26 protein-coding genes are annotated in these 26,365 nt (G+C 35.2%); 2 read left to right on the plus strand and 24 right to left on the minus strand.

Going from position 1 to position 26,365, the window contains the following annotated elements; genetic code table 11:
* Window positions 1-40: 40 nt before the first annotated feature.
* From LA20249_RS06825 to LA20249_RS06880, 12 genes are all read right to left on the minus strand, one after another.
* Window positions 41-811 (minus strand): DeoR/GlpR family DNA-binding transcription regulator, encoded by a 771-nt coding sequence (locus tag LA20249_RS06825; protein ID WP_057738408.1) that lies wholly within the window; start codon window positions 809-811, stop codon window positions 41-43.
* A 58-nt stretch (window positions 812-869) separates the two neighbouring features.
* The gene (locus tag LA20249_RS06830) at window positions 870-1,361 is read right to left on the minus strand and encodes a helix-turn-helix domain-containing protein (protein WP_057738410.1); all 492 of its coding nucleotides are present in this window, start codon (window positions 1,359-1,361) and stop codon (window positions 870-872) included.
* Between the two features lie 56 nt (window positions 1,362-1,417).
* On the minus strand, window positions 1,418-1,903 hold the full coding sequence (locus LA20249_RS06835; protein ID WP_057738413.1) for a PTS sugar transporter subunit IIA: 486 nt from the start codon (window positions 1,901-1,903) through the stop codon (window positions 1,418-1,420).
* Window positions 1,904-1,906: 3 nt separating this feature from the next.
* Window positions 1,907-3,550, minus strand: a complete 1,644-nt coding sequence (locus LA20249_RS06840; protein ID WP_057738416.1) for a PTS transporter subunit EIIC — start codon at window positions 3,548-3,550, stop codon at window positions 1,907-1,909.
* A gap of 155 nt (window positions 3,551-3,705) precedes the next feature.
* Window positions 3,706-4,002 carry a hypothetical protein gene (locus LA20249_RS06845; RefSeq protein ID WP_057738418.1) on the minus strand — a complete coding sequence of 99 codons (297 nt, stop codon included), beginning with the start codon at window positions 4,000-4,002 and terminating at the stop codon, window positions 3,706-3,708.
* A gap of 142 nt (window positions 4,003-4,144) precedes the next feature.
* The gene (locus LA20249_RS06850; protein ID WP_057738420.1) at window positions 4,145-4,738 is read right to left on the minus strand and encodes an NAD-dependent epimerase/dehydratase family protein; all 594 of its coding nucleotides are present in this window, start codon (window positions 4,736-4,738) and stop codon (window positions 4,145-4,147) included.
* Window positions 4,739-4,900: 162 nt separating this feature from the next.
* Complete coding sequence (locus tag LA20249_RS06855; RefSeq protein ID WP_057738422.1) at window positions 4,901-6,007, minus strand: DMT family transporter; 1,107 nt, start codon at window positions 6,005-6,007, stop codon at window positions 4,901-4,903.
* 117 nt (window positions 6,008-6,124) lie between these two features.
* Window positions 6,125-7,507, minus strand: a complete 1,383-nt coding sequence (locus LA20249_RS06860) for an LTA synthase family protein (RefSeq protein WP_057738424.1) — start codon at window positions 7,505-7,507, stop codon at window positions 6,125-6,127.
* Window positions 7,500-8,003 carry an LTA synthase family protein gene (locus LA20249_RS06865; protein WP_146983825.1) on the minus strand — a complete coding sequence of 168 codons (504 nt, stop codon included), beginning with the start codon at window positions 8,001-8,003 and terminating at the stop codon, window positions 7,500-7,502. The genes LA20249_RS06860 and LA20249_RS06865 overlap by 8 nt, the downstream gene beginning before the upstream one ends.
* 134 nt (window positions 8,004-8,137) lie before the next feature.
* Window positions 8,138-10,015, minus strand: a complete 1,878-nt coding sequence (locus LA20249_RS06870; protein ID WP_057738428.1) for an LTA synthase family protein — start codon at window positions 10,013-10,015, stop codon at window positions 8,138-8,140.
* Between the two features lie 200 nt (window positions 10,016-10,215).
* Window positions 10,216-10,806, minus strand: a complete 591-nt coding sequence (locus tag LA20249_RS06875) for an NAD(P)H-dependent oxidoreductase (protein ID WP_057738430.1) — start codon at window positions 10,804-10,806, stop codon at window positions 10,216-10,218.
* A gap of 97 nt (window positions 10,807-10,903) precedes the next feature.
* Window positions 10,904-11,755, minus strand: coding sequence for a YitT family protein (locus LA20249_RS06880; RefSeq protein ID WP_057738432.1), 852 nt, complete (start codon window positions 11,753-11,755; stop codon window positions 10,904-10,906).
* A gap of 141 nt (window positions 11,756-11,896) precedes the next feature.
* Here LA20249_RS06880 and LA20249_RS06885 point away from each other — a divergent pair, with 141 nt between their 5' ends.
* Window positions 11,897-12,757: an NAD(P)-dependent oxidoreductase gene (locus LA20249_RS06885; protein WP_057738433.1), complete on the plus strand. Its 861-nt coding sequence runs from the start codon at window positions 11,897-11,899 to the stop codon at window positions 12,755-12,757.
* Between the two features lie 780 nt (window positions 12,758-13,537).
* Here LA20249_RS06885 and LA20249_RS06890 read toward each other — a convergent pair.
* From LA20249_RS06890 to LA20249_RS06935, 10 genes are all read right to left on the minus strand, one after another.
* Window positions 13,538-14,458 (minus strand): sce7725 family protein, encoded by a 921-nt coding sequence (locus LA20249_RS06890; RefSeq protein ID WP_101836887.1) that lies wholly within the window; start codon window positions 14,456-14,458, stop codon window positions 13,538-13,540.
* Window positions 14,455-15,171: a hypothetical protein gene (locus tag LA20249_RS06895; protein ID WP_057736979.1), complete on the minus strand. Its 717-nt coding sequence runs from the start codon at window positions 15,169-15,171 to the stop codon at window positions 14,455-14,457. Before LA20249_RS06895 ends, LA20249_RS06890 begins: the two co-directional genes overlap by 4 nt.
* Window positions 15,152-17,533: an ATP-dependent DNA helicase gene (locus LA20249_RS06900; RefSeq protein ID WP_057736981.1), complete on the minus strand. Its 2,382-nt coding sequence runs from the start codon at window positions 17,531-17,533 to the stop codon at window positions 15,152-15,154. The genes LA20249_RS06895 and LA20249_RS06900 overlap by 20 nt, the downstream gene beginning before the upstream one ends.
* Window positions 17,534-17,636: 103 nt before the next feature.
* Window positions 17,637-18,461, minus strand: a complete 825-nt coding sequence (locus LA20249_RS06905) for a methyltransferase domain-containing protein (RefSeq protein ID WP_057736982.1) — start codon at window positions 18,459-18,461, stop codon at window positions 17,637-17,639.
* Between the two features lie 12 nt (window positions 18,462-18,473).
* Complete coding sequence (locus LA20249_RS06910; protein ID WP_057736984.1) at window positions 18,474-19,040, minus strand: SOS response-associated peptidase family protein; 567 nt, start codon at window positions 19,038-19,040, stop codon at window positions 18,474-18,476.
* A 112-nt stretch (window positions 19,041-19,152) separates the two neighbouring features.
* Window positions 19,153-19,578, minus strand: coding sequence for a DUF805 domain-containing protein (locus LA20249_RS06915; protein WP_057736986.1), 426 nt, complete (start codon window positions 19,576-19,578; stop codon window positions 19,153-19,155).
* Between the two features lie 12 nt (window positions 19,579-19,590).
* The gene (locus LA20249_RS06920) at window positions 19,591-19,932 is read right to left on the minus strand and encodes a fluoride efflux transporter FluC (RefSeq protein ID WP_057736988.1); all 342 of its coding nucleotides are present in this window, start codon (window positions 19,930-19,932) and stop codon (window positions 19,591-19,593) included.
* 2 nt (window positions 19,933-19,934) lie between these two features.
* Complete coding sequence (locus tag LA20249_RS06925) at window positions 19,935-20,345, minus strand: fluoride efflux transporter FluC (RefSeq protein ID WP_235806724.1); 411 nt, start codon at window positions 20,343-20,345, stop codon at window positions 19,935-19,937.
* 60 nt (window positions 20,346-20,405) lie between these two features.
* Window positions 20,406-21,305, minus strand: coding sequence for a phosphogluconate dehydrogenase (NAD(+)-dependent, decarboxylating) (gene gnd / locus LA20249_RS06930; protein WP_057736990.1), 900 nt, complete (start codon window positions 21,303-21,305; stop codon window positions 20,406-20,408).
* Window positions 21,306-21,426: 121 nt separating this feature from the next.
* Window positions 21,427-21,990 (minus strand): MerR family transcriptional regulator, encoded by a 564-nt coding sequence (locus LA20249_RS06935; RefSeq protein WP_057736992.1) that lies wholly within the window; start codon window positions 21,988-21,990, stop codon window positions 21,427-21,429.
* Window positions 21,991-22,212: 222 nt separating this feature from the next.
* On the opposite strand from LA20249_RS06935, the gene LA20249_RS06940 reads away from it, so the two are divergent.
* Window positions 22,213-23,601: a hemolysin family protein gene (locus tag LA20249_RS06940; RefSeq protein ID WP_057736994.1), complete on the plus strand. Its 1,389-nt coding sequence runs from the start codon at window positions 22,213-22,215 to the stop codon at window positions 23,599-23,601.
* 101 nt (window positions 23,602-23,702) lie between these two features.
* Here the strand turns inward: LA20249_RS06940 and LA20249_RS06945 are convergent, their stop codons facing one another.
* Window positions 23,703-25,409 (minus strand): glycosyltransferase family protein, encoded by a 1,707-nt coding sequence (locus tag LA20249_RS06945; protein WP_057736996.1) that lies wholly within the window; start codon window positions 25,407-25,409, stop codon window positions 23,703-23,705.
* 140 nt (window positions 25,410-25,549) lie between these two features.
* Complete coding sequence (locus tag LA20249_RS06950) at window positions 25,550-26,365, minus strand: hypothetical protein (RefSeq protein ID WP_057736998.1); 816 nt, start codon at window positions 26,363-26,365, stop codon at window positions 25,550-25,552.

Raw genomic sequence — 26,365 nt, forward strand, 5'->3', positions numbered from 1 at the left:
ACTTTAATGTATTTCGCATACTATAACGTGGTATTTTTTACTAATTATTTCCAATTGTTCTAAAGACCACACTATCTCTAAAATACTTCATATACTTGGGATCTAAACTCTTATCAGTAACTAAGACGTCGACTTGTTGACAATTGGTAACGACATATGGAGAAGTTTTCTTGGTCGTAAATTTGTAATTCTGAGTTACTAAGACAATCTTTTTGCCACGTTGAACTGCCTTTCTCAAGATGGCTGCATCGGCTTTACCCATTACCGTTATATCGCCCTCATCAGTAATCCGTGAGGCACCGATAAAGACCCCATCGAATACAAAATCATTCAAGCGAATCAACGTATCAAGGGAAGAAGTATAACGATTGATTCGGTCTACCATTCCACCTAACAGTTCTACTCTAGGCAATTGGTTTTCCATCAAGTGTTCGGCGTTATCAATTCCATGTGTCACAATGGTTGCATCTATTGCACCTAGTAAATCGCAAACTTGTACTAAAGTTGTTGAAGAACCAATAAAGTACAATTTTCCGGGATGGATGTATGTGGCAGCTATTTTTGCCATTGAGGCTTTCACAGGAGATAAAATACGTTTCCGATTCAAAAACTCTGGCACCTCATCTCCTTGAGTAATCATAACTCCACCATGAACTCTTATTGCCTGTCCTGTCGCAGTCAAATGCAAAACATCCCGCCTGGCAGTATCAAAGGCCACGCCAAAGTGATCAGCGATTTCCTTAGTTGACAACCAACCTTTTAATTTCAAGGTTTCTAAGATCTGTACTTCTCTTTTTTCTCTTGGAATCATAATTATCCCCTCCTTTTAACAAAATGGAAAAATAGTTGCTCTGAAGTCAATCCATCCACTAATAAGTACTGCTACCAAAGCTTTTAAGATTTGTCGCTGGTAGTTGAGTACTAATCTTTATCCTTCTCAAATAAGAATTTTCTAACCGCAACAATTTATTTTCATGTTCCAATTCATCCAGTCTTTTACGGTCTAAAATTACCTGCTGAATATTTTTTCTAAACAAGCCCTCATATCCAAGATCATCATATTTTCTCTGCCAATTAGCGATTGTTCCCGGATTGCTGATATCAAAATAGCTTGCTGCTTGTGAATAAGTCGAATGATTCTTCTGTTTCCATTGTAAAACTTCTAACTTAAAATCGGCATCATATTCATGACTTGCCGTTCTGACTTTGAGTCCATCTGTACCATCTTTTCGGAAACGCTGGACCCAATTAAAAACGCTGAATCTACTAATACCAAATTCTTTTTCTAATGTCACTGAGCTTTTTCCATGCAAATACTCTGTAACGACCTTTAACTTCAATTCATAATCCAATTTAGTCAAAACAAAAACCTCCTATAATCTTTTTTAACTGGTTACGGGAGGATTGCTTCAAAACTCTATTTTTCCTTTACTTCAGCTACTTTTGTATCGTGGTCAACTTGACTATCAAAATTGGCAACAACTTTATAATCCTTTACAACATCACCCGAATTAGTGATTAGGATCATTGTCATAGGATCCTTTTTAGCTTGTTTTATCTGATCAAAGTCGGTTTTGACTAGAACTGTTTCATTGTCGACTTTATCGCCCACGCTTACCAACGTTTCAAATGGTTTACCATTTAGATCGACTGTATCAATACCAATGTGAACAAGAACTTCCATTTGACCACATTGAATTCCTACGGCATGTTTCGTTGGAAACAATTGGCTGACTTGACCTTTTACAGGACTGTAAATATTTCCATCAGTTGGTTCTACTGCAAAGCCTTTACCCATAGCACCACTGGCAAATACTTCATCACTCACTTTATTAAGATCAGTCAATTTACCTGAAACTGGAGCATAGAAATCAATATTCTTTTTAAAATTAAATAAACCCATCTCTTAATCCTCTATCCCTAAATAATCTTCTACTTCTGGACCAATCGTCGAAACCTTAGTTCCATAGATAACTTGAACTCCGGTCCCATGGATAACAGTTCCAACTGCTCCGGTAGATTTCAAAAGACCTTTTTTAACAATATCAGGATTCTTTACACTAACACGTAATCTAGTTGCACAAGCTTCCAAAGTACTTATATTGGATTTACCACCAAGACCATTTACGATCATAGCTGGAACACTGTCATCTGCAGCTGAATTATCATTTGAATCAACAGTTGTACTTGTTGAAGACGAATTCTTTTCAGCAACATAATCTTGTTTTGTATGAAGAGTTGATTCTTCTTCATCATCTTCACGACCAGGTGTCTTCAAATTGAATTTGAGGATAGCAAATCTAAAGACGAAGTAGTACAAAGCAAAGTAGAACAAAATTAATGGTATTAAAGCTAACCAATTAGTCCGAGCTTGCCCTGGCAAAACTCCATAAAGAATCATATCTAGCAAACCACCGGAGAATGTGAAGCCGACACCAATCTTAAATAATGAAACAAAGACGGCAGAAAAGGCGAACAAGACACAGTGAATGCCCCAGAATAAGAATGGTGAAGCAAACAAAACGGTGAATTCTAGTGGTTCAGTGATACCTGTAAGAATTGACGTTAACGATGATGAAAGTAGTAAACCTTTGACATCCTTACGTTTATTCTTCTTAGCGCAATGATACATAGCTAGAGCAGCAGCCGGGAAACCACCGATCATAACTGGGAATTCAAAAGCAAAGTATCTAGCTGCTTGCCATGAAATCTTTTGTCCGGCGCCAAGTTGTGCAAAGACAATATTTTGAGCACCAACAATTGACTTACCAGCAATATGAGCTGTACCACCAACGGCTGTTTGCCAAAATGGCAAGTAGAACACATGATGTAGACCAAAAGGAATCAAAGCACGGTAAACATAGGCATAGAAGAATGTACCAAAGTAACCTGCTTTACCAATCAATGTACCTAAACCAGCAATCCCCATGGCAATGTATGGCCATAAGAAAGCCATGATGAATCCACCAACAATACCTGCTAAAGCCCCTGCAATAGGACTAAAGTGTGTTCCACCGAAGAATGAAATAGCATCTGGGAATTTGATCTTATAGTATTTATTATGTAGCCAAACACAGATCAGACCGATAAAAATACCACCAAAAACACCAGTATTCATCGTATTAGTGAAGCCCAACATATTTGTAAGTAGACCGCCAATTTTCTTAAGACGTCCCAACTCACCAAAATTAACAATGGCACTAGTCATCGTGGCATACATCATAAAGTAGCCAACTAATGCAGATAGTGCGGCAACACCTTTCTCACTCTTAGCTAATCCTAGAGCAACTGAAACGGCAAATAAAAGACCTAAATTATTAAAAATGACACTACCACAATCATTGAAAATTGTAAGCAAACGATTCAAAAATGTACCCGGTCCTAAAATACTTTCCAAATGATACATTTTAATAAATGAAGCACCTGTAAACGAAGCACCGACACCTAGAAACAGTCCAGCAACAGGCAACAAAGCAATTGGAAGCATAAATGTCTTACCAACATTTTGCAAAGCGGCAAAGGCTGTACTCCCACCTTTATTTTTTGACATATTTAACCCTTCTTATCCTCAAAGGGTTACCGGTAACCTTTATTTGTTAATTAACATTATTTATACTAGCATGCAATTATTCCAAAGAGCTTTGTTTTATGAGATTTCAGAAAACTTGCTCAGTGTTTTTCAGCATTTAAGAACTTAAATACTGATTATTGACGATTATTTACCTTCGATAACAACTTATTTGGAAAATAATTATATTCACCGAAACCGCTGTAATTAAAGATGAATACCTTCTGATTATAAGTAAATTTGAGCTTATGCCAGCCCTGATAAATACTTATTTCAACATCTCTTATTTGATCGAGTGACACTTCGTAATATCCAACTTCTCTTCTGCTTCTAAGGTCAAAGGTACTAATGAGTAATTTATTATCAGCAAAAGTATAGTTAACATAGCTCACTTCATGGTCGGTATTATCGATCACTTCTAAATATTCAAACACGTCTTCACGTCCTTTCTTGGCTTCAAAAGTACTTTAAACTATGAAACGCGTTTGATAGCAAGTAAAAAGTAAAAAAAAGTTTGCAAATATTAATTTTTAAACTAATATTTGCAAACTTTCATTATTTTATTAGGATTATATTCTATTTATCAATGTCTTCGACGCCTAGAGTAACATTTTCCTTAGCGCTATCAACAGCATCAATTGCAGCCAGAACTACCATGCTGACAGGTAAACTTCTGTGTGGTTCATCGCTATCTACTACATCGTCATCTGTAACCATTGTGGCGGGTCTAACAATAACTGTTCTAAATTTCCGTTTATTCAAATTATCCTCAGCATCACGCTTAGTTTGGATATAACGCTTATTAGCGTTAGGTATCTCGTCGGCTGACATATATACGAAGACTGGAACGTTATTTTCTTCGGCTGCGTCAGCAATATTCAAAGCACTTTGATAATTGACTTTTTCAAAAGTTAAATTTTCATTTTGATTTTCCCGATATTCACCAATAGTATCAACCACAACATCGGCTCCCTTAAGATATTGTGTCCAAAATCCCTTAGAGAGTGCATTACCAATTTTCCAATCAACATTTTTGAGCCAAGCTTGATTTCCTAAAGGTTCTCCTGTTCTAGAAATACTAGTTACTTCATAACCATCTTCAAGAAATTGTTGAGCAAATTCGCCTCCAGCAAATCCATTTGCTCCTAAAATAACTACTTTTTTTGCCATAATTTATCCTCTTTCAATTAAAATTATTCAAAATCAGAAATTGCTTCGCCAACAATGTAATAATTATTCCATCATTTTTGAAACCGTTACCTTTATAATAGCTCAATTAGGGCTAAAAAAATAAGATTACGAATAAATTTGTAATCTTATCATCTCAATTTTTTAATTTTCTGATGGCAATTCGTGTGATTGACGTTTCTTTTCAATTGATTCACGAACCGCTTCTTCGGTTGCACGACCACGTTTAGCTAATTCGCCATTCTCGAGTTCATCTTTTACTTTGGCTAACTCATCAACATCTTGATGTGCCTCAGGATTATTTCGTCTAAAGATTGCCATAACACGATAAGCAATTTTTTCACCCATCAATGTTACTAATGAACCAAGGAGAATTACTACGATACCAACAATTGTATTAGCTTTCATAGCTTCTCCAAGAATAATTAATGACAAAACTGGAGCAAGTGCAGGTTTAACTAAGAAGATCAGTGAAGCTTGTAAAATACCAACTTTTTCCATTGAAACGAAATACAAACCAAATGCTACACCAGTAACTAAGACTGATATATAAAGAATCAATGGCAAAGTTTGTAAGCTAATTCCCTTAAAGAAGGGAATGTTAATAAATTCAGAATAGCCGCTTGGGATTCTTTGAGCGATTGGTAAATGGCTCAATCCCATCAAAATGCCCAATTCTCCAGAACCGAACAAAAATGCTAGACAAGTCATTGAAAGTCCATTTAAACCAATTTTATTACCATTGACACGTGACATAACGCCGTAAATACCAAAGATAATTGATGACAACAAACCAAGCATAATACCCATAGCTCCACTCAAATGAAGTGGATTAATAATGATCAACAAACCAACTAATGTCAAGATCAAAGCTAACACGTTAGTTCTTGATAATTTTTCTCTTAAGAATATGAAACCAATAATCAAACCAAAGATAGGATTGGCACTTAACATAATCGCAATAACTGATGCTGTAGTCATACCGATCGACAATTGATACAACGTCATACTTAAGACGACGATGACAAAACCTGTTAGAGCAATTCTTCCAAAATCAGATTTTGTCAAACTGACATTATTCTTTTTCAAATAGTGAATTGTAAATGGCAACAAAGCCAAACCACCAATTAAGAATCTGATAAAGTTCAATTCTATGGGGTTAAACTGTCCTCCAGCAATCTTGAGAGCAATTTCCATGGAACTGAATAGAAATGTCGGTATCAATATATAAAAGAAACTCTTTAAATTCAAAACTTAATTTCATCCCCAATTTTTGCAAGTCAATATCCTAAGTGTACTCCTGATTTTGGTGTCTATTAAAATGAAAGTGTTTCCAAATACAAATTTTGCCACGTTAACGTTTTCTTTCTACTTATTAATTGTTGCCTTGGAATAACCTTTACCTGCAGTCAGATCATATTGGACTAAGCGATAATCATGTAAGATTTCTCTTTGCTTTTTCGACAATTCATTAGCAGACACTTGTTGCCCCTTCTCATTAACATAAAGACTTTCATTTGTACCCACACTATTTCGAGCCATCGCCGGTAAATCTTCTTGAACTCGAGTTAACAGTGCATAATATGGTGTTACCTTTTGTTTCATCTGTTTCAAAGCTAACGGAATAAATCCGTTTGGATCCGTGATCTTCGTAGAATCTGAAAGTTTCTTTGTTCCATAATTATGTTTCAGAGCATACTTGTTGCTGTAGACAAAGTAATCTGTCTCATGTTGTACAACATTATACTTAGACATCTTATTGCCATCATAAATTCCTGGAAGATGATCTCCATACCAAACAATTGTTATTGGCTTATTCAATTTATCAATTTGATTTAGAAAATTCTTGGTAAAACTATCCGTCATATTTAAGCCCTTGGCGTAGTTTGAAACTTGCTGGAGATTCTTTCCTGCCCCTTTACCAGTAGCTTGAAATTGATTGCCAGCATAGTTAGTCGTGTATGGCATATGATTTTGCATCGTTACAAGGTTAATAAATTGACCTTTTTTAGTTTGGTTTATCTGCCATAAAGCGTCGTTATAAGCTGACTCGTCACTAATATATTGACCACCGTCAGCCGTAGAAGTATACCTCAAGCCTAAGGCTCCTTTTTCATTAATATTACGAAATTTTTGTATGCCAAATCTTTGATAAACTGTCTTCCGATCATAGAAATTTCCATAATAGGGATGAATTGCTGTAGTTGTTTTGAAACTGTTAGCAAGATTTATTGGATGATCTTGTTTGACCACTAGCTGTGTAAACGGTGAATTCAACGATTTTGAAAATTGATTATAAGCTAATCCTGTCAAAGTCATGTACTCCATATTGGCAGTTCCGCCACCGTAACCAGAACTCATCATCAAGCCAGAAGTATTTTCTTTTTTTATCTGTTCAATATTTGGAGCGGCTTCTTGATTTAATTTAATATTTGGCACTCTTTTAGGGTTGGCAAAACTTTCACTCAAAATAAAAATTAAAGTTTGCTTGCTCAAATTAGCATTAGGACGTGTTTGATTAATTTTTTTGGCATCGTTACGATATTTTGTAACGATTTGTTTCATAGTTGCCTGACTATAATCTTTAGGTTTATTCATAACGTCGATATGCATATTAGCCAAAAAAGTGATCATTGGACCATTACTATTAGCTGACCAATTGATATTAGAATCAAAGTCAGCATACCCAGCTTTAGTCAAAATAAAATTGTTGATTGAGCCCTCACGTTTAGCCGTATAAAAGCTACCCAAGCTCAAGTACCATCACTAAGACTAAAATAACTCGTGTGATTGGATTGAATCGCAACAAATTCTTACCAGAAAGTCTTTCTAGTACAACGCATAACGCTGTCAAAACGATAATTAAAGCGACGACCCAGACAATCAGTCCTACTTTGACCATTGACAATAGTTCTTTAATATTTCCCAAAAACATCAAATCACTTGGTAAAATCGGCTCTGAGCGATAGACAACTTTTAAATGATCAGCTATTCCATAGATTCCAAAGAAAACATAGAAAATTGTCGTAGAAACAAAGAAGCGATTAAATAAACCGTACAACCCCAAATAGATAATAAATAGGACCATTACTGTCACTAAATACACTGGTAAATTGTTTTTAAAGACCATCTGAGCACTGTAAGAAAATGAGGTTAATTGCGCATAATCTAAAAGGTAGCCTACTAAAAACGAAGAGGCAACCATAAATAATCCCTGGCACAAATATATTAATCTTTTTTTATTCATCGTGAATAACACCCTTTAACATATATAATTGTATTAATATTAACCCAGTTTGATTAACATAAAAAGTTCTGAATGAAAATTAACCAAAAATGGTATCAAGTGACTAAACTCTAATCACCTGATACCATTCTTTATTACTTATTAATAGTCTTACGGATATAACCTTTTCCAACGGTCAAATCGTATTGAACTAATTGATAATCGGACATAATTTTTTGTTGTTTCTTAGTTAATTTAGAGACTGTCTGACTCTTCTTATTGACATAGAGACTATTGGTTCCCTCATCAATATTCTTAGCCATAGCTGGAACTTTTTGCTGAACTTGTGTCAACAATGCATAATATGGCGTAACTTTTTGATCCATCTGCTCCAATGCTAGTGGAATGAATCCATTAGGGTCAGTCACTTGTGTATTGCTGTTCAACTTAGTCGTTCCTTCATCGTGCTCTCGAGCATACTTATTACTGTAAATGAAGTAATCTGTTTCATGTTCTTGCACATTGTATTGATAAATATTATTACCGTCATAAATACCTGGTAAGTGATCGCCATACCAAACTAAAGTAATTGGTTTATCAATCTTATCTAATTCATCAAGAAATTCCTTAGTTGAATCATCGGTATAGTTAATACTACGTGAGAAATTCTCCACTTGAGAGCGAGATTTATCACTGACACCAGAACCAGTTACCTTATAAGGATTATTTGTATAATTATTGGTATATGGCATGTGGTTTTGCATCGTAACTAAATTGATGAATTGACCACCTTTTTTCTGATTAATTTGCCAGAGAGTATCTTTATAGGCTGATTCATCACTGACATATTCCATTTCAGGCAACGTATCAGCGTATTTCAATTTTAATGACCCTGTGGTATCAATATTTCTAAACGTCTTGATACCAAATTTTTCATACACTGTACTACGATTATAAAAATTACCATGGAATGGATGAATCGCAGCACTAGTCTTAAAGCTGTTAGTTATGTTAAGTGGATTATCTTGCTTGCTGACTAACTGAGTATATGGCGATTGCAGTGAATCAGAGAACTGGTTCATAGCCAGTCCTGTTAAACTCATATATTCCATGTTCGCTGTCCCGCCACCGTAACCAGAACTCATCATCAAGCCTGATGTTGTCTTTGATTTAATATTGTGAATATTAGGTATTGGATCTTTATTCAATTTAATATTGGGAACACGAGCAGGGTCAGCAAAACTTTCACTTAAGACAAATATTAAAGTTTGTTTGCTTAAATTTTTATTAGAGCGCTTTCTATTAATACTTTTCGCAACGCCTTGATACTTTTTGACTATGCTTTCCATCTTTTCTTTACTGTAACCTTCGGGTTTATCCATTACATCAACGTGCATGTTACCCAAGAACGTTAACATTGGACCATTACTATTAGCCGACTGATTGACATTAGATGCATAGTTAGTATAACCGGCCTTAGTCAAGATTTTATAAGTTACTGAATCAGCATCGTTAGCTTTATAGAAACTACCAATACAAATAGCTACTAAAGCTACAAATACTATTCTTGTGATGTAATTAAAATGCAGCATTTTCTTACCAAAAAACTTTTCTAGTAAGACGAACACAACAATAATCACGACTAAAAAGATACCAACGATAGTCATAATCTTAGGCGTAACCATTCCCAAAAGGCCCTTAGTGTTCTTCAACATGACTAGATCACTTGGAAGAATGGGCTCAGAACGGGATTTTACCTTTAAATAATCTGCAACTGCGTAAATAGCAAAGAAGACAAAGAAAATGGCAGAAGAGACGAAGAAACGGTTAAATAAGCCATACAAGCCTAAATATATTAAAAATAATATTAAAACGGTTAACAAATAGGTATTAACGTTGGATTGGAATACTATTTGCTTAGAAAATATCAAATCATTTGTTTGGGCAAAATTCAAAATAAAGCCGACTACAAAAGCTGATAAAATCATAAAAATAAATTGTACTAAACCTATGAAATTAAATTTTCTTCTCATTGACAATACATCCTCATTTATATCCCTTGATACAATTACATTATATATTAAACCAATTTTCATTAATATCTATAATTTTTCTCAAAGTATTCAAAAAAAGTCTTTTCCAAAATTACCTCATAAATTTATTTATGTTTTGAATCATAATGAATAAAATAGGAATGTTCCAGAATAAATATTCTCGAAACACTCCTTTAAGATTACATTTTAATTTTATTTTCATATTGTTTTATAAAATTGTTTAAAAACTTCTGACGTTCATCGGCACTGATTTGGTTAACTTTTCCAACATGTATCCAACGAGTTTCTTTAGGATTCAATCCAACATCAACTAGAGTACGTTTAATAAAAACGTTTTGGATAGGGTCGCCGCAATTATTGACTAGATAATCTTTAGTTGTAGCTGAGGTCGTTATAACGACTGCTCTTTCAATATTAGTCAACAACCCTTTCCATTCAGCAGTTTCGTCGTAAGCAAAACCACTTAGCATTACTTTATCAAAGAAACCTTTTAACATTGCTGGCATATTGTGCCACCAAATGGGAAAGATAAAAATCAGTTCACTCGAATTGAGAATTTGGCGCTGATACTTTTTCACTAATGGATCATGAGTTTTCCCCTGGCTATAAGTTGCCAAATCTTTTGCAGAAAGAACTGGGTCAAAGCCATCCTCATACAAATCGATTATCTGATACTCTTCATCATTTCTGGAAAGATGATTCGACAATCTATTTAGGATCTCATGATTGAAACTGCTAGCGTTTGGATGAGCATAAATAATTGTTTTCATTTATAAAATATCTCCTCATAAATAACTAAGATTAGTATATTATTTTTCCGGGGAGTTGTGCTTTCAATTAACGTTAAAATAATTATCCAAAATCATTTTAATTATCATTGAATTTACCGGCAATCGACATTGTAGGTTGAATATTAATAAATGCTTCAGGATCTACATCAAGAATGATCTTTTTAGCAAAGAACAATTGAAATTTCGTCAAAACCATCGTAATAGAACCAATTTCTTCACCTGAATAGGCGCCCTTTAAGTGATAATCAAGCGTTAATCCACGATTGAGTGACTTAAGCAATTGTTGAGAGATCTGATCAATCTTATGTGTATAAACTGTAACAGTAATTTTTTGTTGTTGAATATACATCTTGTCGACTACCATATTTGTAATATAAATTGAAATAATTGTATACAAAGCCAATTCCCAACCAAAAGTAAAACCAGCAATTGTAATGATTACTGCATTCACCGCAAAACTGACCTGACCGACAGTCCGACCAGTACTTCTTTGAACAATCAATGCAATAATATCAGTTCCTCCAGTTGAAAAACCATAACGGAAGCAGAGTCCAATTCCAGCACCTGATAGAATGCCACCAAATACAGATGAAAGTAATGGATCATTTGTTATCGGATGGAGTGGAATTACCAAGATAAAGAACGAAGCCGACACGATTGAAATAATCGACAAGATCGTAAATTTTTTACCCAATTTAAACCAAGCCAAAATAACCAACGGCAGGTTTAACAAAGCATACCAAAAATAAACTGGCGTACTCATATGTGAAAACTCATTCAACAAGTTAACAATTAACTGAGCAGCACCAGTTACACCTGCAGTATAAAGTTTTGCTGGTTGTAACAACAATTGGATTCCTAAAGCCGAGGTAATTCCATAAAAAAGAGCCGCAAAAATACTTTTATAATAATTTTTCACAAATTTCATAAGTTTCCCTCCTTTTTCATAAATTTAATTCTCTGTTACATGAATTATAGCAAACAAGACCAATAAAAAAACAGACTAAGCATATCACTACTGGCAAAATTTTTCGTATAATATAATTAATTCGTGATTGGAGGAATTTCTATGCAAAAAATTGGTTTCATTGGTACTGGTGTTATGGGTAGCGGTATTATAAACAATCTATTAAACGCCAATTATAATGTTGATATTTATACAAGAACAAAATCCAAGGCAGAACCATTGATTGCTAAGGGAGCTAAATGGTTCGCCGATCCCAAAGATGTGGCTGAAAGTGCCGATATTATTTTTACCATGGTTGGATTTCCACAAGATGTCGAAGATGTTTATTTCAAGGACAATGGTATTTTTTCTGGCCTAGGCAAGGGTAAAATCATCGTCGACATGACAACTAGCACCCCCACTCTAGCTAAAAAAATTGGTGAAAAAGCTGAAAAAGTCGGCGTAGAAACTTTAGATGCCCCAGTTTCCGGTGGAGACGTCGGAGCCCGTGAAGGTAATTTAACTATCATGGTCGGAGGTTCAAAAAAAGCCTACCAAGAACTACAACCAATCTTTAAAATTATCGGCAAGACCAATCACTACTTCGGAACATACGGTGCCGGTCAACATGCTAAAATGGCTAACCAAATAATGATTGCTGGGACAATGACCGGCTTAACAGAAATGTTCGTTTACGCCAAAGCCGCTGGACTAGATCTACAATCCGTTTTGGAAACCGTCGAAGGTGGCGGTGGAGACAACTGGAGCCTAGAAAATTATGGACCAAGAATCCTAAAAGGCGACTTCAAACCAGGATTTTATTCAAAACATTTCCTAAAAGATTTAAGAGTTGCCTTAGACGAAAGCGAAAAAATGCACCTCAATTTGCCCGCAACCGCTCAGGCTAAAAAGTTATACGAAAAATTAGTCGACGAAAAGGACTTAGGAAACGACGGAACACAAGCCTTAATTAAACTTTGGTAGAGAACGGAAGGCAACCGAGAATCTCTGAGGATTTACCTAAGTCTGGAAATTACATGCGACTTTTGCATGTGGTTTTCAGACTGTAGTAAACCGCAAGAGATTGTTGCCTGTAGTTCGTTTCAATCAGAGAACGGAGGACAACCGGGAATCTCTGAGGATTTACCTAAGTCTGGAAATTACATGCGACTTTTGCATGTGGTTTTCAGACTGTAGTAAACCGCAAGAGATTGTTGCCTGTAGTTCGTTTCAATCAGAGAACGGAGGACAACCGGGAATCTCTGAGGATTTACCTAAGTCTGGAAATTACATGCGACTTTTGCATGTGGTTTTCAGACTGTAGTAAACCGCAAGAGGTTGTTGCCTGTAGTTCGTTTCAATCAGAGAACGGAGGACAACCGGGAATCTCTGAGGATTTACCTAAGTCTGGAAATTACATGCGACTTTTGCATGTGGTTTTCAGACTGTAGTAAACCGCAAGAGATTGTTGCCTGTAGTTCGTTTCAATCAGAGAACGGAGGACAACCGGGAATCTCTGAGGATTTACCTAAGTCTGAAAATTACATGCGACTTTTGCATGTGGCTTTCAGACTGTAGTAAACCGCAAGAGATTGTCGTCCGCAGTTCGTTTCAATCAGAGAACGAAAGGCAACTGGGAATCTCTTATCTCAATTAATTCAAAAAACAGCTTCTATTTAAATTTCACATCGATTCTAACAATCGGTAGGATTTAATAAATAGATGCTGTTTTATTTTTGAATTGCTTGAAGAAGGAACGAAATTTTAATCAAATTCCAAATTTAACAAGCGATTCATTAACTGCAAATGGTGCATGAGTGACAGTTTTTTAACAATTCCTAAACCAGGAAATTTTTCACCTTGATAATAATTCAGTAATTGTTGCACGGCTGGTGTCAAATTCAATCCTTTAATATTCTCATCGACCCAAGGTACCATCTTACCTAAGGCTTCAAAGAACTTCTGCTTTTGTCCACCCATTGTTTGATTACTATCTGAAACAAAATGATGAATTCGTAAATTTCCCTCCTTTGTGGCATAGATCAAATGAAGTGCAATTGCTCTGGACGGCATCCCTTTATCGAAATAAACATGACCGACCATGGAATAATCGCTAAAGCCATTAAAATCAATTTGATGATACCAACTGGCTGGTTCAAAGAACTCATCGTTCAACAAGCCATAATCTTCTACATGACGTACAAAAGTCATCGGATCAGTCAAACTCACTGACTTATCAGTTTTCACAAGTCGTTTCATTCTCGCTACATCAGGAATTAACACCTTATCCACAGTCTGTAAAACGCGCGTCTTCTGATAAGCTTTAAGCAATTCATGATTTTTCACAATCAATAGTGATTGTTGTTGATTTCTTGTTTTAACGAAATCACTGTTAAAATCAGCCGCTAGAATCGCACTGGGATGATAAAAATCTAAGTCGGTAACCTTTGGTACTGGATAAATCTTTGTATCATTTAAACCATATAAACTCACTTGGGGATTGGCAATAACGCTAAAAGGCTGCTTTTTTGATATGAAAGTCCTAACAGTCTGTTGCAATTCTTTGGAATCGCGAACTGGTTCAATTATTGGAACTATTTTAGAACTCAAATCTTCTTGTTCAACCAACTCTTTCAAAGCTAAAAGATCGTACATTCGCCCCCGAAAATAAGGATAATAAATCATATTTTATCCTCCAAATTAGGCTGATTGTACTTTTGCAATTTTAATTTCAATTCTTGACATTCAGCGTTACGAGCATCCAATTCATCCTGTAAACCATCAATTGCCTCATCACGCAAATCAGCGACAAAGCGGTCGTACAAATTTTTATCCGGATTATAGACATCATATCCTGTTTTTTGACGCTTTCGCAATTCTTTGAAAAGTTTATCGTCAGAATACAATTGTAAACCTTTTTCCACTTTTTTAGCCTTGTCGACTTCTCGAAAAAGCGACGCCACAAAATGGCTAGTTAATTGTGCCTCATCAACTTGTAAATCTTGAAATTGAGCTTTTTTAGCTATCGTCAAAAATCCTGGTGCTCTAAGATTTTGAGGTGTAGCTTCCACAGCTTTTTTATCAAAAGCACGATAGATCAAGACGCCAATACGACTAGGAATCTCATCTTGAATTTCTAAGTATAATTTTTGGGGTAAAACAAAATAATTATAATTGCCAATAAATGATAACTTAGCCTTAGAATGAAAATCAGCTTTAGTTACCTTTAATTCATAGCAACGCCATTCAATTTGGTTATCAGCTAATTGTTGATAACTCAAAGTATCCACAATTCCTTTTTTATCCGGCATGACGACTTCTTCAACTACATATGAACCTTGTTCTAGACAGTATTGATAAAGTGTTTTTTCTAAATCTTTAGTTAGCTTTGTCTTCATTTTGCCTTTCCTTCCAAAAATTATCCACATTGTTACTCAATTGTTGTAACGACGCTATACGTTTATAGAATCGCCAATGCTGTGGAAAAAGTTTTGTATAACGAGCACTTGTGAAACGTTGATCTAATAATAAGATTATTCCCGTGTCACGACTTCCCCTAATCAATCGGCCCGCTGCTTGCAAAACATTATTCATTCCTGGCATTTGATATGCATATTCAAAACCACGCCCATTTTTTTGATCATAATAATCACGAATTAAATTATTTTCCGCGCTCAAACCAGGAAGTCCGACACTTACAATCGCTACGCCAATCAATCTATCGCCACGTAAATCAATTCCTTCTGAAAAGATACCTCCTAGAACACAAAAGCCGACCAATGAATCATCAGCATCACTTTGAAACTGATCCAAAAAAGCTTGTCGTGCCACATTATCCATTGCATTGGTCTGAGTAGCAGTTTTTACTTTTGGAAAAGCTGCAACGAACGCGTCGCGAATCTGTTGTAAATACCCATACGATGGAAAGAAAAAGAGATAATTGCCTCTTTTACCATCAATCATTGCTTTTAAACTCATTACTATCTTTTCTTGATTAAATTTTCGTTGCCGATAAGTCGTTTGAATGTATTGTGTAATAAGTATTTCTTGATTTTGTACTGGAAACGGTGATGGCAAGCGATATGCCAAACTATTATCGCTACCTCCTAAAACATTTTGATAATATTCCATCGGCGATAATGTTGCTGAAAAAAGGACTGCTCCTAAACCTAGATTGAGTGATTGGTCAATAAAATCACTGGGGTCAAGACACAATTGCTTTACCATTAGTTTGTTATCTTCTAGTGAAAGTCGCGTTTTATATGTATCGTTATATAACGCTCCAATTTTAACGAATGTCAGACAGTCAAAGAAGAAATCTTTCGTTTTATCCAAAAAATCAGACGGCTTCTGATCCGACATCCACTCTCCATAAAAATCATCGAATTTTCCTAAAACTTTTAGTAATTCATCTGGTGGTTCAGAAGTTGTCTTTTCAATTTGTTCGTCTTCTTTTAAAACTTTTTTCATTCGATTGAAAACCCGTCGAACTTTTTTTAAATGCTTTTGAAAATCTTCACTAGCCTTATTATCAATTTTTCTAGCATCCCTCAACAAACTAGCTATCTTTTGATCGCTGATTGAAGCAGAGTACATAGCGCGTGATCGACTTACTAAATTGTGTGCTTCATCAATCAAGAAGAAATTATCAGTATCTTTTTCAATAAAAAAGCGCTGTAGATAGACTAATGGATCAAATAAATAATTATAATCACAAATTATGACATCACAAAAAAGCGACGCATCCAAAGAAAACTCAAACGGATCAACCGTATGCTTACGGGCATATTTCTCAATCACATCACGTGTAATAAGGTCTTCATTGGTTAATAGATCTGCCAAAGCTGGCTTGAGACGATCATAATATCCAATCATAAAAGGATCTTTTTCCGGTAAAACATCCTGCTGTTCAATAAAGCGAATCTTATCCTTGGCAGTTAAAGTAATACTCTTCAACTTGAGCCCCTTATCTTCCATCAAAGTAATGGCATCTTCAGCAACGTGGCGAGTACTCTGTTTAGCCGTCAAATAGAACAGACGTTGAATCTTTTCTTCTCCCATCGACTTAATTGCTGGAAATAATGTAGAAATAGTCTTACCTGTTCCTGTTGGTGCTTCAACAAACAATCTTTTTTGATAATAAATTGTCTTATAAACTGCCGCTGCTAATTCGTGCTGTCCTGTACGAAACTTGGGAAAAGGAAATGCCAATTTTTTAATCGAATCATTCCGCGTCTTTCGTAATTTAGCTCGTAACACTAACCAGTACTCATACTCATGAATCAAATCCTGAAAGAAAGTGTCTAATTCTGTTTGGGAAAATTCTTTTTCATCGGTCGTAATTTCTTCCGTACTAACCTGAAAATAAGTCAAACGTAACGTTACCCTGTCTAAATCAGGATGATCTTTTAATAACAGATATCCATAAACCTTAACCTGTCCCCAGTACAACTCCAAAGTATTGTCGCTCAGTTCATCGTATGGCTGATCTGAGGTCTTAATTTCTTCGATCAAAGCAGTTTGATTCAATAAAATACCATCAGCACGACCAGATATTAAGTAATTAGTGTCATTCATCTTAACTTCAGTTTTTAAATAGACTTCACTTTCATAATCGCTGTCTTTACTCCGCAGCTTTTGTAGGCGACGATGGATTCGAGCACCATTTAGCGCAGTATTTTGACTATTCTTTGTTTCATTCAAATCACCACTACGCAACACAAATTCTACTAATTGGCGAATTCCAATCTTAGTCGTCATCAAATGCCCCCTAATAATATTAATAATTGTAAAACATACGTTCGAATTTGTCTGTATAATTTTGATTTTGACAAAAAAAATAAAAGAAACTTTTACCTTCCTTTTATCTCTTACCTACTAGAATTGTTGATCCGACAGTAATTTCAGTTACCTTAGTCCAATCAATCAAACTATTATCAACATTGAACAACAATGGAGTCATCTTAATAAATGCTGACCGTTCCTCAGATGTTACTTGATAAGTTTTAGTAGCATCAATTTGGTCAACCAATTGGTAATGCTCTTCAAAGTAATCAAGAACTTTTTTATTAGAATATTTTTCCTGCTTTAATTGATCTTTAGCTTGAGCACGTAATTCCTGTACATGATATTGATTCGGTATAACTTTTAAAATGTAACCATCTTTTTTCAAAATGCGATTGAATTCATGATAATTAGCTGGGGAGAAAATATCAATTATCCCATCAATTACTTGATCTTGCACAGGCAAATGAGCCAAGTCACCGACGAACCATTCCACCGGCGTGTTCATTCCCTTAGCAGCCAATTGGATCGAATCCTTAGAAATATCAAAAGCTAAGACATTTCTAGATGATTCAGCAATTTTCTTAGCATAATAACCCTCGCCACAACCAACGTCTAAAACGGATTCGATATTTAACTCATCAATCAATGTCACCAACTTGTCAGCAATATGATCGTACATCCCTCGCTCCAAAATTAAATGGCGATTTTCAAACGAAGCTAGATCGTAATTTTTCTCTTGCCTATTGTTCAACATAAAATCAACAAAACCCTTTTTTGAAATATCAAAACAATGATTTTGTTCACACATCAAACTATTCTCTTCTAACCTCAATTTAGTGCCACAAATGGGACATTGAAAAAATTGGTCACTGTTACTAAACTTGCTTATTTTACTATTCATGAATTCAGTCCTTTATTCTTCTGCTTCCGAAATTAATTTAGGCATTGCCTGATACAAAAATTGTTCTGCAAATTTATCATCATAGATCCAAGCGTTGATCTGATTTTTCTGAAGTATCAAAGGCATTCGATCATGGATCTGAATCATCGATTCATTTGGCTGAGTCGTAAATAGAATACTTTGTGGAACTCCATCAAAATAATTATAACAACCTGCTATAAATAACGTCTCAGGATCATTACTAAAATTAAATTTATACTTCTGTTTACTCTTACTCCATTCAAAAAATCCTGTGGTTGGATAAACACAACGGCGTTTTTGAAATGACTGTGCAAACATCGACTTATTCTGAACCGTCTCAGAACGAGCATTGATAATCGACTGCCCTTTTTTGAAACCGGGAAAGCCCCACTTCATTCCAATGACATCAACCTGTTTTTTTCCAGCAACAATTAAGGCTGTTTCATCTGTAGGAAAGACTTCGCCAACTTTAGGATTGTAACCAGCTTTCACAGCCAATTGATAAATACGCTTTATTTCAGGATTCTTATCAGGTTGAAACATATAACGTCCACACATAATTTTCCTCCTATTATTGCCCCACAATACAAAAGCGGAACAAAGTATTTTCCCATCTTGTTCAAAAATAGAAATCGAGCATACCTTGTTCCACGCTATTAGTCATTTATTTTCAATTTTGTTCTTTAGGGAAACGATTGCCAAAATCTCTTTGTGGCAAGCAAAGCAAAACTATCAAAACAATTGTTCCAAGAAATGGAATTATCGGTAACAATACCCACCAACCACGCATTTTCCGATCATGTAATCTTCTGATTATCGCTGTAAATATAGCAATTTGGTAATAACCATACGTAATTGCCAAAGCTACTCCAATAATTGAGCTCCAATAAAAATCATCAACTGGCATTTTGGTAATAGCAAAAGCAAGGATTCCCATGATAATGCCGGATACAATTGTCATTCCTAAATAGCCCCACCAAAAATCCTTGCGACTCATTCTTTTTGCACCTATAAATAAATCTTGAAAATACAATTTCGTAGAAGAAAAGATCCCTGGACGGAAGCTTTCATTCCAAACTTGTTCTTTCATTTGCATTATTTTTTACTCCTAAATATGAATACCTATGATGAAACCAAGGATACCAAAAATATAAGTTAAAACAAAGTATAAAAAACAACTTTTTAGACGATGTTGAAACCACAATTGACTCAATTCCATATTAAAGGTTCCAAAAGTAGTGAACCCTCCACAAAATCCGGTTCCTACTAGTAATAATATCGCACCATTATGAATTTGTGCAGTAAAGATTCCCAAGAGCACAGCTCCAAAAATATTAATCAAGAGCGTTATAACGGGAAAGTCAATCTTGATTTTTGATTGTAATAAAGTTAATTCACTCCGCAAGAAGGCTCCAACTGCAGCCCCTAGACCAACAATAAAAAAGTCCATTATCATTTCCCTTTCACATAATCATTAAAAGCCTGACTAGCCGCCCAATAGTTACCCAACAAAGCTAATCCAAAACCACCTACTAAGGTCAAAGTTAAGTAAATCAATAGAGAAAGCCACTGACCAGACTGATATAGCCGATAACTGTCAGCCGTAAAAGTTGAAAAAGTTGTATAAGACCCTAGTAATCCAGTGCTCAATATCAAAATTACTTTCGATGCTAAGTGAAACCGGTCCTGAAGATAATGGATCAAAAATGGTAAAATCAGTGCTCCACTGAGGTTTGCTACCAATGTTCCTAAGGGAAAACCACTACTTGTTTTGAATATTAGGCTTTCAGCATACCTTAAATCGCTACCAATAAAGGCCCCAACCAATAACAGCAAAAAAATTTTACCATGCTTTTTTATCATATTATTTTACCCTTTCAGCAAAAGAAAAAAACTTGCCACAGACAAGTTTTTCCAATTTTATTATTTTTTATCAACATCATGTCCACCAAATTCATTACGTAAGGCAGCCACGACTTTTCCAGTAAAGGTGTCATCTTCCAATGAACGATAACGCATCATCAATGACGCTGCAATAACTGGAGTAGGAACTTGCAACTTCAAAGCTTCTTCTAAAGTCCACTTACCTTCGCCAGAAGAATGCATGACACCTTTTATTTCATCCAAATTAGGATCTTTTGAAAAGGCCGATTGGGATAATTCCATCAACCAACCACGGATAACTGACCCATGTTCCCAAACCTTGGCAACAGCCTCATTATCGTAACCAAATTGACTATGTGAAAGGACATCGAATCCCTCGGCAATTGCTTGCATCATTCCGTATTCAATTCCGTTGTGGACCATCTTCAAGTAATGACCGCTACCTGCTTTCCCAGTATACAAGTAACCGTCAATTTGAGCGATTCCTTTAAAAATTGGTTCAATATAGCCAAAAGTCTTTTTATCGTCGCCACCAATCATGAAGTTTCCATCACGATTAGCGCCACTCATACCGCCTGATGTTCCAACATCAAAGAATTTGATTTGTTTGGCAGTCAAAATTTTGTTATGTTGCAATGAATCTTGATAAAACGAATTTCCACCATCAATCACGATGTCCTTTGGATCTAGCAATACGCTCAACTTGTCAATTGTTTCATTTGTAGGTTTCCCTGCTGGTAACATTACCCAAACAATTCGTGGTGCAGATAGTTTGCTAATAGCATTCTCCAATGAGCTTTCAACCTGTGCCCCTAATGTTGATGCATCATTTCTGGCACCATCGCTCAAGTCGAAAGCGACCACTTCGTTACCATTGCGAATCAAGTTTTCTGTCAAATTGATTCCCATCTTGCCTAGCCCAATCATTGCTAATTTCAAAATTAATCCTCCTAAGTTGTTATCACAAGGATTAATTATACATAAAAAAGCCGTGCCAAAAACAACATTTTGGTACGTCCCGATTGTGCAAAAGGTTGATATCATAGACTTAATTGGCTGATTAGCCCATAAACTTATTCCACCAGTGACCCTTTTTATCGTCGCTTACTTTTTCATTAATACGTTCTTTGATACTTTCGTCCTTTGCTGGTTCAGCGTTTCGAACTTTTTCTTCAGCTTGTTGCTTCAAAGTATCCAACTCAACTTGTAGTTGTTCCTTTGATTTTTGAGCGTCATTTAACTCAGCTTGCAACTCTTTAATTGTGAGCTCACGCTTTTTATTTTCAGACTCTAATTTAGCAACAGTTACCTGCAATTCTTTAACTTTAGATGCTTGTCCGTCTTCATCTTGAACTTTTTTAGTTTCAGAAGTTGGATAGATTTGCATTGCAGATGTTTCCAAAGTCATTTTGGGACCATGACTCAACTTCACCATTTCTTTAAAGTCTTCAATGTTCTTTTGAGTATATAGACGATTATTTTGACTATTACGTTCAAAATAATCACTGTTCTCGGTCGTACGTTCAACGATCAAAGAATATTTACGCAATGTAGCTACACTTATTCCTAAATTTTTGGCAGCTTGTGCAGGAGTTAATAAATTGTTGCTTTTTACTTTAGTCAAAAGGATTCCCCCAAGGTTGTTTCATTCTCTTCATTATAAAAATAATAATTGTGAAGTTCAACCACAAAATCATTGTTGTTGAAATTAAAATCTTCCTTGCTATATTTTACCCGCAAAAATGGATATACTAAAGATGTAATAATAAAATATTTACTCTTAGACACAGTTGTTTTTTCTTTGGTGTATAATTCACATTACAAGAACAGAAGGGGAAATCATATATTGTCAAGTTCTACAATTACAACTAACTCTATTATCATTTTAATAACCTTTATCTTTGCTTTCTTCTTTGTTGCCGCTGAGTTTGCCTTGGTACAAACTAGATCCAGTCAACTTGAAGATGCAATTTCTAAAGGAAATGGTAATACAAAAAAATTAAAACGTGCTCTGATGATGGTCAACAACCTCAATGAGTACTTATCTACGACACAAGTTGGTACTAGTATCGCCGGTATTATCTTAGGTTGGATCGGTGAAAGTACTATCGAATATTTACTGATAGAAGTAGTCGGCGTAGCTCATATTTCCGCTGGTGGCAGCAGTGGTCTGCATGCAATCAGTTCGATTATCGGTGTGCTTTTACTAACCTACTTAGAAGTGGTTTTAACAGAAATCGTTCCTAAAAATATTTCAATTGATATGCCAATGACAATGCTTATGCTTGTCGTCACACCATTACGATTCTTCCATGTGGCCGTTTATCCATTCGTTTGGTTACTAAACGTCTCCGCCTCTGGAATTGTCCGTTTGATGGGAATGAAACCAGCTGATTCTGAAAATGAAGTTTTCTCACAGTCTGAAATTCTTCGACTTTCAAAATCATCTATTAAAGGTGGCGATATGGAACCAGACGATGTTATCTTTATGCAACGTGCCTTCGCATTGAACGATAAAGTTGCTAAAGACATCATGGTCGATCGTACCAGTTTATATGTCGTTGACATTACTGATAAAGTTAAAGACGTCATTAAAGATTATTTACAACAAGGATTCTCAAGATTCCCAGTTGTAGCCGATAATGATAAAGACAAGATCTTAGGTTATGTTTATGCTTACGATATCGTTCGTCAAAATCAGGTAGATGGCGACGTTGGCATCAGTCGGATCTTACGTTCAGTTAATACCGTTCCTGAAACAATGCCAATTCAAGATATTCTTTCAAAGATGATCAAAAAACAAACACCTATTGTTATTGTCGTTGATGAGTACGGTGGTACCAGCGGTATCGTAACTGATAAGGATATTTACGAAGAATTGTTTGGAACTGTTAAAGATGAAATTGATGATGTTTCCGATGAATATATCGTCAAAAATGCTGATGGTTCTTATAACGTTTCTGGTAAAACTACACTTTATGACTTCGAACGTTATTTCAAGTCCGATATTCCTGAATTCCAAGATTCCGATATTATTACCGTTGGTGGTTATATTATCGAGAAATATCCTAATATTCAAAAGAATTTCGAATTTGAAATGGATAACTTCAAATTCAAAGTTGCTGAATTCGATCATGGTTTTGTCAGCTGGTTTAAAGTTTCTGTCAATAAAACAGCGGTAACTAAACAAGACAATTTAGCTTCACTAACTGATGTTGATGATTTAAAGGAATAAGAAAAACATAACAGGTTTAGTCGAGCATTAATAATAAGGCCAGGTAATTAAATGCAATTACCTGGCCTTATTTGTTTTAAGCTAATTTTTACATTGAACTATTATTCCTTATTACCCTTCAATCCTTCTATTTTACTAAAGTCTATTAGATTCAACTTATTAATAAATAGAACTGCAATAATCACTAAGAGTGATAAGAAAGAGATTCGCCGAGAGGCTTTTTGAATAGTTGTTTCGAAGTAATCGACAACCACTTTTCCGTTGCCATTAACTGTGACTTGAGCTAAATTATTGTTTCTCTTATCAACTTTCAATTTGGAAACTTTTCCACTTGATTGGGTGCTCTGATAACCATAGTAACCAATAATTGGTAAATCAATTTTAGCATTCTTAGCATTTTTAAAATTAAAGCTCAACCGTGTTCCGTACTGTTTAAAGTCTGAAATCTTTGCTTTACCAGCTTGAATTTTAGGCTTGTGAGTCGCTCTTTGTAATTCACTTAGATTCGTCCCAATTGGCAAATACTCTTGTCCTGCACCAATACTAAATGGTTCAGTTTGATTATAGGCAGCATAAGTATTTCTTTGCAAAGGCGAACTAGCTACTAAACGATAAGCTGAGGAAACGGAAATCAAAGTTATAAATACCATCAAGACGATTTTCATACTTTTTTTCTTAAAAATCCCTAGTGGATCGGCGGCAACAAAGACTGCTAGAAGCAATGAAACAATCATATAAAAGCGCCATGGGAATTGGATCATCTTCATAGGAGTTTTATTCAGTAATACCCACGGAAAGATTTTAGTACTGCAAATCAACATAAATGCTCCAATTAAGGAGAAGTGACGTACAGCTTTGTTCTTGATCTTAACTGCTGAAACAACTACAACAATTGCCGCAAAAAACAATACTATTCCAGGATTCGCTTGGTTGAAGTTATTATTCATACTAGCGTGAGCCATATCAGTAAAGTCAGCTGCTGCTGTAGCTAAATTCGAACTAGATTCTGTTAATAAGAATTTAGTGTGATGCATTTGCTCTATCATTGGCAAGAAGTAAGCCAGGCTTAGTAAAACTGAGCTTAAAGTTGCCCACAATAATGACAACAAACGTTGGGGGGCTTTTCTCAGTTCACCAATTTGGCAAATTGCTACAATTACAATTAGAATTGCAACTAAAATTGGTGAAATAGCATGGGAATAAATAATTCCAGTCATACCAAAAGTCAGATATAACCAATTTTGACGTTTACCATAAAAAATTTCATAAATACCTAAAAGAGCAACCGGTAAGAATACAAAGGCCCCAACTTCACCTAGATCATGACGGTACAATATATCATACATTCGATAAGTCGAAAGTGTATAAACAAAACTAAATACTAAACTATTCCAATATTTCTTACTAACCTTGTAAAAGCAAAGAAATGCTATACCCATAGTTAAAAATGTCAATAAAATATTCAACCCTGCAATTGCTTGGGCACTAGAATATCCCATTAGACGCATAAAGGCTGCTGGATATAGAAGAAAATCAGAATAAAAAACGTTTACGATATAGCCAAAACCATCCATAAACGACATATTAATGAATGGAAAATATTGATGGCGTAAGAGCGAATGATACAAACCTTCAATTCTCATATTATGAAAACGATCATCGCTAGTCCCCAAATATGACCAAATTCTACCTTGGAAAATCTGAGTTTGATAAATAACTAAAATACTAACTATTAAGAAAAGTGCAATAGTCGCTAAGACTATCATTACCTTTTTTAATTTCTCTTTGTTCAACGCTGTTAATTGCATAACGAAATACCCTTCTTAGTAATGTAAAAAAAACAATATCTACATTATACTAATTTACTTCTCGTAAAAGATACTAATTTTACAAGTAAAAAGGGAAAGTCTTAGGTTTTCTGCCTGAAACTCCCCCCAAAAATAAATTTTCAGTACTTGTACTTCATCGTACTGCCCCAATCGATCAAGCTCAAGATAAATACCATAAAAATAATCGAAATATAGCTTAAAAATATTCCATTGAGGATATTGTACAAGACATCACGGACATTGTAATCGACATTATTTACAATCAAATCTTGTAATGGATAATATGTACATCCTAGCAATATAGCTAATAAAATTGATGTGCAGATACCCACTGTCCCTAAATGATGAAAGAACAACATACTAGATTGAACCTTTATTCGTAAACGTAACGCCAACAGAATAAAGATCCCCGCTGCCGCTACCATTGTAATTTTAATCAGTTTTTTTATTGTTTGAATTCTGACAAGGACTCGTTCAATCGGTCCCATATCATTATTAACAATTTGATTCATTAAACCTTCATTACTTTTAATGACACTATCTATTTCAGGGTCAATATCTAAACCGTAACTTTTAGCTTCAGATTTAAGCTTGGTACTGATTGTGGCTAAGATAGCACTGCCGATTGTTAATTGCGAGTCATCACTGTACACTTCGTCAACCGAAGTATTAATAATCTTTTTTATATCACTATTAGTTAAATTGACCGCTGACAAATTTGTGGAAATAGAATAACTGTTAACTAAACGTCCTAAACGCTGATTAGTATAATTCTTTATTAAAGTCACGTTGGTTTCACTGTTGACGACTTTTTTAACATAATTACTATTTAGCACAGTCGACAAAGTAATTCCTAAGAAAACGATCACCATTAAACAAATTGACAATAGAATCAATGTAAATCCGTGTCTGTTGTACGACAATGACTTGCTCAT

The organism is Companilactobacillus alimentarius DSM 20249 (genome assembly GCF_002849895.1).
Classification (GTDB): domain Bacteria; phylum Bacillota; class Bacilli; order Lactobacillales; family Lactobacillaceae; genus Companilactobacillus; species Companilactobacillus alimentarius.